Genomic DNA, 14474 nt, shown 5'->3' on the forward strand with positions numbered 1-14474 from the left:
CTTCAGTCCAGCTTTCCGCGGCCGGACAGCGCGTCACGCAACCGGTCGACGAGACCGGCTCCGGGCGCCAGCATCTTGTTGGCCGGCGGCTTGTCCGGCGCGGAGGGGTGCGGGCGGGTCGGCGCCACCTTCTTCGCCCGGCGGACCTTGTCGCCCAGATCGTCGAGTGTCTCCGGGGTGGCCGCCACACGCAGCATGGGGAAGAGGTTCTGCTCCTCGTCCGCGATGTGCGCACGGATCTCGGTCATCAGCATCCCGATGAGCCGGTCGAACTCCGGGTCCCCGGCCTCACAGCTCTCCAGGTCCTTCATGATCTGCTCGGCCCTGGAGTGGTCGTCGGTCTCCCGGTCCGCGATCGCGTTCCCGTTGGCCAGGTACTTGCGTACGGCCGGGTAGAGGTACTCCTCCTCGGCCACCGAGTGCCGTACCAGTTCCATCGTGACCTGATCTGCGTAGACCTTACGGTCCTTGTCCCCGAACGACAGCGCGCCGATCTTCCCGAAGAGTTCCTCGACCTCCCGGTGGTCCGTCATCAACTCGTTGATGACATTTCCTCCGTGTCCCATCTTCACTACCTCCGGTCGGCTCGGCCCGGACCTTCCCTGTACGGACCACGGTGGACCTTCGAGTGCCCTCGGCGGGGGTGGGCTAACACGCGCGCCGCCTCTCCGCCTGGCCGCGCGGCTGTGCGGAGTTCGGCCGTCGCGCGGCTTCACCTGTCGATATCTGACGGACCGACACCTGTACACACGTCAGAACGCGTCCTTCACTGGACTGTTCATGGAACAGGTCTGCCCGTCGTCAGGCGTGCTCACCGCTCGAAGGTGCCGTACATGGTGGCCCTGGCGATCGCATGAGTGAACAGGAGGAAGTCCATGTAGGCAGGGGTCGACGCCTCGGACACCTCCAGTTCCTCCACACCGACCGCGTGGACCACGAGGAAGTAGCGGTCCGGGCCGTTACCTGGAGGCGTCGCCGGACCGAGATACCGTCTGTAGCCGGCGTCGTTGGGCAGCGTCACCGCGCCGCCGGGCATGTCGCCGCCGTCTCCCGCCCCGGCCGGAAGGTCGGTCAGGGAGGCGGGAAGGTTGGCCACAGCCCAATGCCAGAAGCCCGAGGCGGTGGGCACGTCGGGGTCGAACATCGCCACCGTGAAACTACGCGTCTCCTCAGGAAACCCGGACCAGCTCAACTGCGGTGAGACGTCCGATCCGCCGGCTCCCAGGATGCCGCTCACCTGCTCGACGGCCAGTTGCTCACCGTCGGCCAGGGACTTTGAGGTCACCGAGAAGGTCCTGAGCGGCGGCATGAAGTCGTAGGGACCGTAGGGTTTGATCACGACGATCCTCCGCATCCGCGGCCAGTGAGCGCCTCCCCCTTACGGACGGCTGATCGTTGCGACAGCCATGAATTCAACGCTATGGCTGCTATTACCCGGCTGCAACCCGTTGGCCGGCCCACCCCCGCCCGACGCGACGCGACGGCACTGAACGGGCCGCGCGCCGCGGATTCGGTGCCACACGGCGGTAAGTCGTATCTGGATGCGGGCGACAGCGGTCGTTGACCGGAGGTCCGGCGGAATTCGGGCTGCCGCGCCCCGTACTTGCGCGCCAGGCTCCGGGTGCACGGCTACGGCGGGCGTAGGACCCTGGTGACATTCGAAGCGGCGGCCGCCGTGACCGGCGACGGAGCCCGAATTCCGTCAGTCAGTACGGTGCGCACCGCTGCTCGCCGGCGGAAGCGAGTTCGAAAGCGAGGCACTCCCCCATGCAGATGCGAGCTGCTCGGATGTACGGATACAACGAACCCCTTCGCGTCGAAGAGGTTCCCGTGCCCGAACCCGCGCCGGACGAGATACTGCTGAAGGTCGCCGCGTCAGGCATGTGCCGAAGCGACTACCAGCTCGTCGACGGCTACTTCAAGGGCCCGTTTCCCGTGGACTTCCCCTACATACCCGGCCACGAGGTCACCGGGCGAGTGGCCGGGCTGGGCAGCGCCGTACCGAGATCGGTGGGCTACTCAGAGGGCGACATGGTCGTGGTCAACCCCAGCTGGGGCGACGGCACGTGCCGTCAGTGCCGCGAAGGCAACGAACAGCTGTGCAGCGGCGACGGCAGATGGGTGGGCTTCGGCCCTCCCGGCGGCTTCGCCGAGTACATGGCCGTGGAATACCGCCATGCGATCCCGGTCTCGGAAGAGGCGGCCAAGGCCCCTGAGCTCCTCGCCCCGATGACCGATGCCGGCATGACCCCGTACCGAGGCATGAAAAAACTCCGCGACGCGGGGAAGCTAGGACCGGGCCGCACCGTCGCGGTGACGGGCATCGGCGGTCTGGGCAGCTACGGGGTCCAGTACGCGAAGCTGCTCGGCGGCGGAGCGACCGTGGTGGCCCTGGCCCGCAAGGACAGCAAGCTGGACGTGGCGAAGGAGAACGGCGCGGACCACGGGATCAACGTCAAGGACAAGTCCGCCGAGGCCATCCAGGACGAGCTGGAAAGGCTCACCGGCCGCAGGACGATCCACGCGATCCTGGACTGTGTCGGCAGTGAGGCATCGATCTCCATGGACTTCGACCTGCTGGGCCCCGAGGGCGCGGTGGTCGCCGTCGGTCTCATGGGTCACCGCGTCCAGCACAATCAGTTCCCGTTCGTGGGCACGGAGTTGTCCTACCTCGGTTCCTTCTGGGGCAACCATTTGGATCTCGTCGAGGTGCTCTCCCTCGCCGAAGCCGGCCTCGTCAAGCACAACGTCACCAAGGTCAAGCTCGAAGACATCAACGAAAACCTGGAGACCCTGGGCCGCGGCGACATCGTGGGACGCCAGGTCATCGTCTTCGAATGAGAATCGCCGCCACGGTCCCCGCCGTGGCGGACGCCGTGCTCGAACCACTCGCGAACCCACGGGTCAACGCGCCCGTGCCCGCGGCTTCAGCGGCACCGACGGCAGCTCCGGCGCGGGCAGGGGCGCCCCGTCGTAGCCCGGCACCTCGCCGAAGCGGGGGCCGCCGAGTTCCTTCATCCAGTCCTCCCGGGCGCGGGCGATGTCCTCGTGGTCGCGGCCGATGAAGTTCCACCACATGACGATCTCCTCCTCGAACGGCGTTCCGCCGAGCAGGATCGTCCGGGCCGTCACGTCCGACTCGTTGACGAGCGTCAGCGTGTCGGCGCCGGTGGGCACATACCCCAGCTCGGCCGGGTTCAGCGAGGTGTCGGCCACCCGGACCCGCCCCTGGTCGACGAGGACGCCGTGCTCGAAGCCGGCGTCCACGGCGAGGGTGAGCGTGGCGTGGGGTTCGAGGGTGATCTCGGCGCCGAGCAGGGGGGTGAAGGTCCGCACCGGTGAGCTGGTTCCGGCGAGGGTGCCCAGGAAGACCCGGATCTGCGACCCGTCGGTCCGTACCGGTTCGGGCACGTGGTGCTGGAAGTCCCGCTCGGCGTGGAGGTGCTCCCCGGGCAGCGCCACCCAGAGCTGGACGCCGTGCAGGACGGTGGTCCGCGCGGTCGAGACCTCGGAGTGGCTGATGCCGTGTCCGCCGGTCATGAGGTTCAGCTCGCCCGGCCGTACGTAGGCGTGGCTGCCGAGGCTGTCGCGGTGCTCGATCTCCCCGCTGAACAGCCAGCTCACCGTCTGCAGTCCGGTGTGCGGATGCGGGGGGACCTCCATGCCGCCGCTACGGGCGACGTCGTCGGGGCCGTAGTGGTCTGCGAAGCACCAGGCTCCGATCAGGGACCGGGTGCGCTGCGGCAGCGTGCGCCGCACGGTCATCGACCGCGGGCCGCCCAGCGGCACGTCACGCGGGGTGAGTACGTCGACGGGTGCTGCCTCGGAGTCGCTCATCGGGGCCACCTCGTCCAGACCTGGTAGTTTCGCATTCAACCAGTCTATTCTGATCACAGGACGATTGGCCGCACCACCACGTACGTGACGGAGCAAAGGAAGCCGGAACACGGCTTCTGGAGGAGTGCAGGTTGAGCAGCCCCACGCCGGGGTCCGCGGCCCAGCGGATCTTCATCGACAAGCAGAGCCCCGAGGCCTACCACGCGCTGGTGCAGACATCGGACACGGCCCGCGCCGTCGCCGCCGACGCCGGGCTCGACCGCACCCTGGTCGAGCTGGTCAACCTCCGGGTGTCGCAGCTCAACGGGTGCGCCTACTGCCTCGACGTGCACACCAGGGCCGCCCTGCGCGCGGGCGACACGACGCGGCGCCTGGGGGTGCTGGCAGCCTGGCGGGAGACCGAGCTGTTCACACCCGAGGAACGGGCCGCCCTCGCGCTCGCGGAGTCGACGACCTTCCCGGCCGACGCGGCCGCGCAGGAATCCGCCTGGGCCGCCGCCCGGGACACGCTCACCGACGACCAGATCTCCGCGGTGATCTGGGTGGCGATCACCATCAACGCCTTCAACCGCGTCTCGATCATGAGCAGGCACCCCGTACGGGCCGACCGGTGAGCCCGACGGCTCGACCGGTCGGCGGCGTGTCACCGTAGAGCCGCCGGAGCCCGTTGCGGAGCCCGGTGGATGCCGACCTCGGAGCGAACACCCGCCTGACCGCCATGCGGTCCGTGCGGTCCGTGCGGTCCATGCGGTCCATGCGGTCCATGCGGTCCATGCGGTCCATGCGGTCCATGCGGTCCATGCGGTCCATGCGGTCCATGCGGTGGGATGATCGAGGCGGGTGTCGGCGGGCGCCGAAACGGTCCGTCCGAGGCGTTCGTCGGGGAGAGTGAGCATGGACCTTCGGCAGATGGAGGTCGTCGTCGCGGTCGCCGAGGAGGGCGGGTTCACCGCGGCGGCGCGTCGGCTGCACGTGGTGCAGTCGGCGGTGTCCGGCACGGTGCGCGCGCTGGAGAAGGAGCTGGGGATCCAGCTGTTCGACCGCACCACGCACCGGGTGGCTCTGACCACGGCGGGCGAGGACTTCGTCCCGGCCGCGCGTGCCGCGCTGCGGGCCGCCGAACAGGCTCGGGAGGCGGCGGCCGCCGCCCGGGGCGAGCTGCGCGGACATGTCACGGTCGGCACGATGCAGGGAGTCTGGGCCGGGCTGCATCGCGCCCTCGCCACGCTGCGGGCCGAGCATCCCCGGGTCATGGTGCGGCTGCGGCAGGCGGCGGTCACCGACCTACGGCAGGCGCTGCGCGACGGCTCGGTCGACCTCGCCGTCGTGGCCCTCGACCGGCAGCAGCAGCGGGGCCTGGTCACCCGGCTGCTGGCGCGGGAGGAGATGGTGCTCGCCGCGTCGCCCGCCCGCGCCTTCGCCCGCGCCGACCAGGTGACGTTGGCGGAGACGGCCGACCTGCCGTTCGTCGACTTCACGCCCGGCTGGGCGATCCGGAACTCGGTGGACCGCGCCTACCGGGCCGGCGGGGTCGAACGCAGCCCCGCCTTCGAGGTCAACGACATCGTGGCCGCGTCCGAACTGGTCCGGCACGACCTCGGGGTGTGCGTCCTGCCCGAGTCGATCGCCACCCGCTTCCCCGACCTGACCCTGCGCCGCTTCACCCGGCACGCACCGCGCTGGAACGTGCTCGTGGTACGTCCCGGGGGCCCGGTCCTTCCGGCGGTCGCCGAGCTGATGCGCCACATCGGCTGAGGCGCTCACGTACCGCGTCGGCCGAGGCAGGAACGGCCTGAGCCTGCCCTCAACCCGCCGCACGGTCGGCCGTTCGTCCGGCCGCACGACGTGACGCGCGCCGCTCCGTCGTCCAGTAGAACAGGGCGAGCACCGGCAGGCCGGCGCCCAGGACGGTGACCGCGCTCCAGCCGGCCGCGTGGTAGGCGATCGAGCCGAGCTGCGATCCGAGCGCGCCGCCCACGAAGAAGGTCGCGATGAAGGCGCTGTTGAGGCGTGCCCGGGCCGAGGAATCCAGCCGGTAGATGGTGTGCTGGCCGAGGATCAGCGTGGTCTGCACGGCCATGTCGAGCAGTACGGCGGCCAGCGCTACGAGGACGATCTCGTGCTGCCCCGGACCGGCCAGCGCGAGTCCGGCGGCCGCGACGACGAAGGCGGCACCGGTCACCGGCCGCGCCAGACCGCGGTCGGCCCAGCGGCCCGCCAACGGTGCCACGGCCGCGCCCGCCGCGCCGACCAGGGCGAACAGCCCGACGCCGACCGCGCTGTAGTGGTACTCGGGCCCGGTGAGCAGGAACGAGACGGTGGTCCAGAAGGCGCTGAACGCGCCGAACATCGCGGCCTGGTAGAGCCCGCGGCGCAGCAACACCGGGTGGGTGCGCACCAGTCGGAGGGTGGAGCGCAGTACGTGGTGGTAGGGGATGTCGGTGGTGGGGGCGTGCCGCGGCAGGGCTCGGTGCAGGGCCACGGCCAGCAGCGCCATGAGGACGGCGGAGCCCAGGTACACCGCCCGCCAGCCGACGGCGTGGGAGACCAGGCTGCTGAGGGTGCGCGAGAGCAGGATGCCGGTGAGCAGACCGCTCATCACGCGGCCGACGATCCGGCCCCGGGCGTGATCGGGAGCCAGGCCGGCCGCGAAAGGGACCAGGATCTGGGCCACGACCGAGGTCGCCCCGCTGACCAGGGAGGCGATCAGGAGCATCGGGAAGCCGGTCGCCGTACCGGCCGCGACCAGGGCGAGGGTGGTGACCGCCAGCAGGACGGTCACGAGGCGGCGTTTCTCCAGGCGGTCGCCGAGGGGCACCAGGAAGATCATGCCGACGACGTAGCCGATCTGGGTGATCGTGATCAGCAGGCCGACGGTGGCGGTGCTGGTGTGGAAGACGTCCCGCAGAGTCGACAGCAGGGGCTGGGCGTAGTAGAGGTTCGCGACCGTCAGACCGGAGGCGACGGCCAGCAGCGCGACGAGCCTCCCCGGCACGGGGGACGCGGAGGACGCGGAGGACGTCTTCGCCGGCTGCGGGGTGTCGTGGGCCGCGGCGCTGTTCGTGGGGTGGGAACCGGTATCCGTGGACATGGAGCGCCCTTCTCGGACTCGGGCTTCAGCGGGGGCGAGCGGCGGCTTCGGCGCTCACACGGGTTGAAGCGCCCGGGGCCGGAGCATGCTTCCCCTTCCGCGGCGATGACCCGGGATGACGGTCATCTCATGTGGAGATGACTGGAGGGACACCGCGGGGAAGGCGCGGACGCCCATCGGGCTGTATCCCGGGCTGCGCCCGGTGCGGGCGACCGCGAGCAGACGTTCGCGGTCCGGCTCGCGCAGTCCCTGGCCGTCGGCGAGCGCGGCCACGGTCGGCAAGGGAATCCCCAGGAGAAGGCCGGGCGACACGGAGCGGCGCAGGGGTCACGGAAAGTAGCAGCGGCCCCGGTGCCCCCTGCCCCCGCGTGCGCCGGATCCGACCTCCCTGCACGCTGGAGGGATGGACGGCGGCACAGAGCCGGAGGAACTTCCGTGACGCGTGGCGATCGGTGCGGGCAGCTGGACGAGACGGCTGCGTCGATGCTGGAGGCCCTGTTCACCCGGTCCCCCGTCGGACTGCACCTGCTGGACACGGACCTGCGGGTCGTAAGGGTCAACACGGCGACGCCGGCCATGCGCGACATCGCCCTGGACGACGTGATCGGGCGACCGTTCCGCACCGTGTACGGCGTGATGCTGGACGACGACATCGAGGCGCTCATCCAGCGGGTGCTGGACACCGGGGAGCCCCTGCGGCAGCGCATCGTCCGGGCACGGCTCAAGCGGGATTCGTATCGGCAGCACCATTTCGAGATCACGGCGCTGCGTCTGGAGAACACGCACGGCAAGGTCCTCGGCGTGGCCGTCACCTCCGTCGACGTCACCGAACGGGAGCGGGCCCGGGGCCGCACCCGCGTGCTGGAAGCCGTCCGCCGGAATGTGGGAGGGACGCTGGACTCGGCGGTGTCCTGCACGGAGCTGGTCCGTGCCCTGGTGCCCGAGTTCGCCGACATCGCGATCGTGGAGGTGGTCGACGCCGTGATGCGCGGCGACGAGCCGCCGCTCGCCCCGCTGCCGCCGGACACGCCCCTGCTGCGCGCCGCTTTCCGCAGCATGGCCGCGCACCCTCCCGAGGCCCATCCGGTGGGTGACGTCCACCGGCTGCCGGGGCCCACACCCTTCACGCAGGCCATGGCCGATCTGATTCCGCGGGTGGTGGCCCTGAGCCAGGACGCCCCCTGGCTGGCCGTCGACCCGTCACGGGCCGCGGCCATCCGCACCTCGGGCTCCCACACGCTGCTCGCGGTTCCCCTGACCCTGCGTGACACGGTCCTCGGGCTCGTCAGCCTCTACCGCGCCGGCCGGTCGCCCGCCTTCGACGAGGCCGACCGGCAACTCGCGGTCGAACTCGCCGCCCACATGGCCCTGTCCATCGACAACGCGCGCCGCTTCACCCGGGAACACAGTGTGGCCGCCACGGTCCAGCGTCAGCTGCTGCCCCGGAGCCCGGAGACCCACAACTCCCTGGAGACCGCCTATCTGTGCGTCACGGGTGCCGACCCCGGCGCCTGGTACGACACCATCGCGCTGTCCAGTGCCCGCACCGCCCTCGTCGTCGGCAACGTGTCCGGGCAGGGGCTCAACGCGGCGGCCACCATGGGCCAGCTGCGCACCGTCGTGCGGTCCCTGTCCACGTTCGACCTCGCCCCCGACGAACTCCTGGCCCGGCTGCACGACACGGCCGCCCATCTGGCGGCCGAACGGGCGGACCTGCCCCAGGGGGATCCCCTGCGCCGCGAGGCGCTCACCGCCGACTGTGTGTACGCCGTCCACGACCCCTTGACCGGTCGCTGCACGATGGCGTGCGCCGGACGGCTGTCCCCCGTACTGGTCCGGCCCGACGGCACCGTCACCGCCCCGGACGCCCCGACGGGCCCCTGCCTGGGCTCCGAGGAGGACGCGCCGTTCGCCGCCGGTGAGTTCGCGGTGCAGGACGGCAGCGTCCTGGTGTTCGCCAGCGATCCGCTGCTGACCTCGTACCTCGCGGAGTCCTCCCGGCCGCTGCGGGCCCTGCCGGACTACGCCGACCGGCCCCTGCAGGATCTGTGCGACGACATCGTCTACGCCCTCCCACCCGGGCTGGGGGCGGGCGACGCGGCGGTGATCGTGGCGCGGGTCCGGTCCTTCCCGACCGACCGGATCGCCGTCTGGCGGCTCGACTCCGAGCCGTCCGCGGTGGCGCTCGCCCGGCGCTGGACGCGCGCGCAGCTCGCCGCGTGGGGGATGGACCAGGAGACGGGGTTCAACACCGAACTCATCGTCAGTGAGCTGGTCACCAACGCCATCCGCTACGGCAGCCCGCCGTTGGAGGTCCGTCTGGTCAACGACCGCACCCTGACGTGCGAGGTGCGTGACTCCGGCGCGGCCGCGCCCCATCTGCGCCACGCCCGTACGGTCGACGAGGGCGGCCGGGGGCTGTTCATCGCCGCGCAGCTGGCCCAGACCTGGGGCACCCGCTACACGGCCGGGGGCAAGACGATCTGGACCGAGCAGTCGTTTCCCGGCCGCACGGGCCCTGGCTGACGGACGTCCGCGCCACGCCTCCCGGGGGCCGGCGCGGCGGACCGGGGGCCGGCGGCAGGTCACCTTCGTGGTCCCCGACCTCGCCGACGGCCGTCCCGTCGTCCCGTCCGCCGGCCCTCACCCGGCGAGGGCGTCCGGCGTCCTCACTGCCCGGGCGCGGGGTCCGCCTGTCCGGGCGGGCCCGCCGCGGCCGGCGCGTCCACCACGTCCACGTCACTCGCCCGTACATAGGCGAGCCGGTGGCCGAACTGGATCTCGAAGTACTCCTCGTGACCCTTGACCACCGGATTCGGCGACTCGACGAAGTACGACCTGTCCACGTAGGAGCCGTCGAGGCGGGACTGGGTCACATACCGCTGGCCCGCGAGGAGCTCGTACGGCAGGGGCGACTCGTCCGGCTCCTCCATCCCCTCGGGGTAGGCGTCCTCCTCCGGGAGGGCCCGGCCGAACACCGGGATCTCGCTCAGGCCTTCTCTCGGCGTCACCATGCGGCCGCTCGCCCCGACGGCCGTCGGGTGCTTCTTCGGGTTCTTGAACCATGCCTTCTCGCCCTGGAACCAGATCGCCGTCCAGTCGCCGCTGCGGTCGGCGACCGCGAAGGTCTGGCCGGCGGAGACCCGCGATCCCAGGTCGTTGACGTCCTCGGTGGAGTCGTCGCCCTCCGGGCGCCGGCCCGGGTCCTGGATCAGCGCGGACTTCTCGGACGGCTCGGTGTACAGGCGGACGGCGCTGGAGCCGTGCGGCGCGCACGGCACACCGTCCCCGGCGCACCCCGTGAACCGCGGCTTGTGGGTGGCGAAGTCCGGCAGGACGGTCACCATGTCGCTCTGCTGCGGGCCGGTGGCACGCAGGGGGGCGCCGAGCAGGTCGAAGTAGTGCCGCCAGTCCCAGTAGGGACCGGGGTCGTCGTGCATGTCGGGAATGCTGTCGGCGGTCGGGGACGGCACGTTGTCATGGCCGAAGATGTGCTGCCGGTCCAGCGGGATGCTGTACTTCTTCGCCAGGTAGCGCACCAGGCGGGCCGACGATTGGTACATCTGTTCCGTGTACCAGGTGTTGGGATGCGTGAGGAAACCTTCATGCTCAATGCCGATCGAACGGGCGTTCACGAACTGGCTGCCGGAGTGCCAGGCCATGTCCTTGGTCCTGATGTGCTGGGTGATCTGACCGTCCTTGGAACGGATGGAGTAGTGCCAGGACGCCTCCGTCGGATCCTGCACGGTCGCGAACATGTTCGGCAGATACGCCTCGGTGTCGTGGATGACGATGTACTCGATCTTCTGGTCCCGGGGCCGGTCGGCCAGGTCGTGATTGCCGTACCCGGCGCCGTCGTCGAACTCGACGTACGGCGCGCTCAGCCAGGAGCAGTTCAGCTCCGGCGGGCACTCGACGTCCTTCTGGGCGCGCGGGGCCGCCGCGCGGTGCGGGCGCACGCGCGGGCTGGCGGCGAGGGTGACCTTCTGTCCCGCGTCGGTGGTGCGGTGCGCGCCGGTGCGGATCACCGCGAACACGTCGTTGGCGTACGTCGCCGCCGACACCTTGTCCTCCGTGCCCGGGAACCGCGCCACCGCCTCCCACCAGTCGTCGGTGTCGTCGCTGAGGGGCTTGCCGAGCTGTCGTTGCGTCTCCGCCAGGAGGGCCGCGCCGGCCCGCACGTTGGCGGCGGCGTCCGTCCTCAGCTGCTCCTCCGTGACGCCGATCAGCCGGGCGGCCCGCTGGAGGTCCGCGGGCTGCACGGTGCGGCCGCCGGGGGCGTTCGCCTCGGGTGAGGACTGCGGCCCCGCCGCCATCGCGCCCGGCCGGACGCTCTGGGGGCGCGCCGCCTTGGCGTCCACCAGGTGCATCGGCCCGTAGCCGCCGACGACGCTCGGGGCGCCGGGATGGGAGTCCCAGCGCGACTGGAGGTAGGCCACGCCCATCAGGACGTTGCGTGGCACGTGGTACTCATCCGCCGCGTCGATGAAGACGTCCTGCAGGCGCCGGTCGGCCGCCACGCCACCCAGCGGACCGGTCAGCAGGGGCACGACGAGCGCCGCCGACGCGGTCACACAGATCAACAGACGGCGTCGGCGTACGACGCTCGGGACTCGGGGGGCGGCAGGTCTTCTCATCATTGCTCAGGACTCCAACCATGCTCGTCGCAACCAGGACAAAGGAGTTGCCCTCTACGCCACCCCTCGTACGCTTCCGTGTCCGACGTGCCACGTCGCGCCAACTGTCACCGGCGTGGACCAGCCGCCCGGCACAGGCCACCCGGTCGGCGGCAGTACGGGCGTTGCGGCGGCTCAGTCCTGGACCGGGTCGACCGCCCAGTCGGGGTGCCCCGGCATGGGCGGGGTGGACGGCCCGTACAGCCACGGCGTCAGGAACGGGGCGAGGTCCTCACCGGCGACCGTCGAGGCGAGCGCGACGAAGTCCCGGGTGCCCGCGGCCCGGCCCTGATACTTCGTCACCCAGGCCCGCTCGATCCGGTCGAAGGCCTGCTCGCCGACCTTCTCCCGGAGGGCGTAGAGCACCAGCGCCGATCCGTCGTACCGCATCTGCCGGAAGAGCGTGGGCTCGGTGGGTTCGGCGGGCGCCCCGTCGTCGTGACGCCACTGGTCGTGCTCCTCGTACGCGGCCCGCATCGCGTCCTCCATGGCTGCGCCGCCGTGCGTGTCGGAGTAGAGCCGTTCGTAGAAACGGGCATGACCCTCACTCAGCCACAGGTCGGACCACCGTCTGATGGCGACGCTGTCCCCGGTCCAGTGGTGGGCCAGCTCGTGCACGAGGTTGCGCTCGGCGTCGACCCGGTCGCCGAGCAGGTCGGCCCTCGGCAGGACGGACAGCGACTGCGACTCCAGCGCCACCGGCAGGTCGGTGTCCCCGACCAGCACGCCGTATCGGCGGAAGGGGTAGGGGCCCAGGCGCTGTTCCAGCCAGTCCAGGTGCCCGGGGGTGAGCGAGCGGTACTCCTCGGTGTCGGTGACCAGCCCGTCCGGGACCACGTCGCGCACGGGCAGCCCGCGCGGGCCGGTGCTGTCGACGAAGGCGAACTTCCCGATCGCCAGCTGGATCAGCTGGGCCGCGACCGGCTGCTCGGAGTCGTACGTCCACCGGACCCGTCCGTCGGGACGGCTCGCGCGCTCGACGAGCCGTCCGTTGGCCACCGCGCTGAGCCCCGGTGGGGTGGTGACGCGGAAGGTGACGGGCGCCCGCAGACTCGGGTGGTCGTTCGCCGGGAAGATCATCTTGGCGCCGTCGGGCTGTGCGTACAGCACGGTTCCGTCGGGCGTGGGCACCCAGCCGTACTCCGCGATCGCGTCGCCGCGGTGGCGTCGCTGGGTCGGATCGGCGGTGTAGGCGACCCGCACGGTGAAGGCGCGGCCCTGCGGGATCGGCTTCGCGGGGGTGACGACGAGTTCGTCGCCGTCGCGTACGGCGTTCGCAGGTGCGCCGTCGACGGTGACCGTGTGCAGGGTGTTGCCCGCGAAGTCGAGGTCGAAGCGGGACAGGGCCTGGGTGGCGGTGGCGTCGACGGTGGCCTCGGCCGCGAAGGGGGTCCGTGGTGCCCGCCAGTCGAAGGCGAGCGTGTAATGGCGGACCGTGTAGCCGCCGTTGCCGTCGAGCGGCATGAGCGGGTCTCCGATGCCGGGGGCGCCGGGGGACGGGATCGCCGAGGGGCCGGGGCGGCCCGGGGAGCGGTGGCCGCCGTGGGGGACGCCCCCGACAAGCCCGACAAGCCCGACGAGCACGCCGACTCCGGTGATCCCGGCGGCACCGGCGAGGGCGGTGCGGCGGGTGACGAGACCGCGGCGGCGCCCACGGCGGCCCGGTTCTCCCGTGGTGATCTCCATGCCGGCACTATGTCAGCAAATATTTCTATAGCGACATATGTTCCTGTATCACCTCTCTGCCGCCCGCTCGCACGGACTACACCTGGGCCGCCCGGTTCAGCGCGCCCTCCCCCGCGGCTTCAGCGGCACCGACGGCAGTTCGGGGGCCGGCAGCGGGTCGCCCTCGTAGCCCTTCACCTCGCCGAACCGGGTGCCCTCCATCCAGTCCCGGCGAGCCCGCACGATCTCTTCCTCGGTCCGGCCGATCCAGTTCCAGAACATGATCAGCTCCTCCTCGAACGGCTCACCGCCCAGGAGCATCAGTGCCGCGTCCGACTCGGCGCGCAGCGGCAACTCGCGCCGGCCGCAGCCGAGGTAGAGCATCGAGCCGGGCAGCAACGGCACGCCGTCCACCCGGGCCTCGCCGGACATGGACAGCACGGCGTACTCGAAGTCCGGCTCCACGGGCAGACGCACGTCCGCGCCGGCGGCGAGGGCCAGGTCCGCGCCGACGATCGGGGTGTACGTCGTCCCGGGCGAGGTCACGCCGTCGAGGCCGCCGAGGATCAGCGTGGCCTTCAGTCCCGGCGCGGTGACGACGGGCAGCTCGGCGTGGTGTTCGAAGTGCGGGTCGGTGTGCCGGTCGCTGTCGGGCAGGGCCACCCACAGCTGCGCCCCGTGCAGGAAGCGGGCATGCGACCTGGGGCTCTCCTCCGAGTGACTGATGGCCCGGCCCGAGGTCATCAGCCCCAGTTCGCGGGGGCGGATCGTCTGGAGGCTGCCGGTGGAGTCGCGGTGGAGCACCTCGCCCTCGTGCAGCCAGCTCACCGTCTGAAGCCCCATGTGCGGGTGCGGGGGCACCTGCATGCCGGGCTCGTCTGCGATGTCGTCGGGGCCGTAGTGATCCACGAAGCACCAGGCGCCCACCATGCGCCGACCCAGGTTGGGCAGCAGCCGGCGGACCTCGGTGGACTCGCCGAGCCTGACGCGGCGAGGGCTGAGGAGTTCGCGTACCGGCTCCGCCACGACGAAACCACGGCCGCCGCAGACGGCGGGAACCGGCTCGCGATCAAGATTGCTCATACCGCCCAACCTAGCCCCGGCGGGCCCGCCCCGTCAGTCCGTCGTTCGGGCTCCGGACCCCGCCTACTCTGTGTCGTCCGAGCGCCGGACGACCATCCGCAGGAAAGTGGCAGCTATGACAA

12 protein-coding genes are annotated in these 14474 nt (G+C 71.2%); 4 read left to right on the top strand and 8 right to left on the bottom strand.

Annotated elements, in window-relative coordinates; genetic code table 11:
* Positions 1-2: 2 nt before the first annotated feature.
* Both ACFV0T_RS04055 and ACFV0T_RS04060 read right to left on the bottom strand, forming a co-directional pair.
* On the bottom strand, positions 3-566 hold the full coding sequence (locus ACFV0T_RS04055; protein WP_385774166.1) for a hemerythrin domain-containing protein: 564 nt from the start codon (positions 564-566) through the stop codon (positions 3-5).
* A gap of 245 nt (positions 567-811) precedes the next feature.
* Entirely contained in the window at positions 812-1339 is a 528-nt protein-coding gene (locus ACFV0T_RS04060) for a YbhB/YbcL family Raf kinase inhibitor-like protein (RefSeq protein WP_385774168.1), read from the bottom strand.
* A 491-nt stretch (positions 1340-1830) separates the two neighbouring features.
* Between ACFV0T_RS04060 and ACFV0T_RS04065 the strand changes: the two genes are divergently transcribed.
* On the top strand, positions 1831-2841 hold the full coding sequence (locus tag ACFV0T_RS04065) for an NAD(P)-dependent alcohol dehydrogenase (RefSeq protein WP_385774169.1): 1011 nt from the start codon (positions 1831-1833) through the stop codon (positions 2839-2841).
* A gap of 63 nt (positions 2842-2904) precedes the next feature.
* Here ACFV0T_RS04065 and ACFV0T_RS04070 read toward each other — a convergent pair whose 3' ends face one another.
* On the bottom strand, positions 2905-3837 hold the full coding sequence (locus ACFV0T_RS04070; protein ID WP_385774170.1) for a pirin family protein: 933 nt from the start codon (positions 3835-3837) through the stop codon (positions 2905-2907).
* Positions 3838-3968: 131 nt separating this feature from the next.
* On the opposite strand from ACFV0T_RS04070, the gene ACFV0T_RS04075 reads away from it, so the two are divergent.
* A complete protein-coding gene (locus ACFV0T_RS04075; RefSeq protein WP_385774171.1) occupies positions 3969-4451 on the top strand; it encodes a carboxymuconolactone decarboxylase family protein in 483 nt (160 codons plus the stop codon).
* Here ACFV0T_RS04075 and ACFV0T_RS04080 read toward each other — a convergent pair.
* Positions 4417-4656 carry a hypothetical protein gene (locus ACFV0T_RS04080; protein WP_385774173.1) on the bottom strand — a complete coding sequence of 80 codons (240 nt, stop codon included), beginning with the start codon at positions 4654-4656 and terminating at the stop codon, positions 4417-4419. The two genes, ACFV0T_RS04075 and ACFV0T_RS04080, sit on opposite strands and share 35 nt — an antisense overlap.
* Positions 4657-4731: 75 nt before the next feature.
* On the opposite strand from ACFV0T_RS04080, the gene ACFV0T_RS04085 reads away from it, so the two are divergent.
* Positions 4732-5592 carry a LysR family transcriptional regulator gene (locus tag ACFV0T_RS04085; RefSeq protein ID WP_385774174.1) on the top strand — a complete coding sequence of 287 codons (861 nt, stop codon included), beginning with the start codon at positions 4732-4734 and terminating at the stop codon, positions 5590-5592.
* Positions 5593-5641: 49 nt separating this feature from the next.
* Here the strand turns inward: ACFV0T_RS04085 and ACFV0T_RS04090 are convergent, their stop codons facing one another.
* Positions 5642-6832 (bottom strand): MFS transporter, encoded by a 1191-nt coding sequence (locus ACFV0T_RS04090; protein ID WP_385774527.1) that lies wholly within the window; start codon positions 6830-6832, stop codon positions 5642-5644.
* Positions 6833-7363: 531 nt separating this feature from the next.
* Here ACFV0T_RS04090 and ACFV0T_RS04095 point away from each other — a divergent pair.
* Positions 7364-9454 carry a SpoIIE family protein phosphatase gene (locus ACFV0T_RS04095; protein WP_385774176.1) on the top strand — a complete coding sequence of 697 codons (2091 nt, stop codon included), beginning with the start codon at positions 7364-7366 and terminating at the stop codon, positions 9452-9454.
* Positions 9455-9597: 143 nt separating this feature from the next.
* Here ACFV0T_RS04095 and ACFV0T_RS04100 read toward each other — a convergent pair whose 3' ends face one another.
* The 3 genes from ACFV0T_RS04100 to ACFV0T_RS04110 form a co-directional block, all read right to left on the bottom strand.
* On the bottom strand, positions 9598-11565 hold the full coding sequence (locus ACFV0T_RS04100) for an N-acetylmuramoyl-L-alanine amidase (RefSeq protein WP_385774529.1): 1968 nt from the start codon (positions 11563-11565) through the stop codon (positions 9598-9600).
* Between the two features lie 174 nt (positions 11566-11739).
* On the bottom strand, positions 11740-13290 hold the full coding sequence (locus ACFV0T_RS04105; protein ID WP_385774178.1) for a M1 family metallopeptidase: 1551 nt from the start codon (positions 13288-13290) through the stop codon (positions 11740-11742).
* 96 nt (positions 13291-13386) lie between these two features.
* Positions 13387-14352: a pirin family protein gene (locus ACFV0T_RS04110; RefSeq protein WP_385774180.1), complete on the bottom strand. Its 966-nt coding sequence runs from the start codon at positions 14350-14352 to the stop codon at positions 13387-13389.
* Positions 14353-14474 lie beyond the last annotated feature (122 nt).

It is taken from the genome of Streptomyces sp. NPDC059582 (assembly GCF_042735715.1).
Lineage (GTDB): Bacteria > Actinomycetota > Actinomycetes > Streptomycetales > Streptomycetaceae > Streptomyces.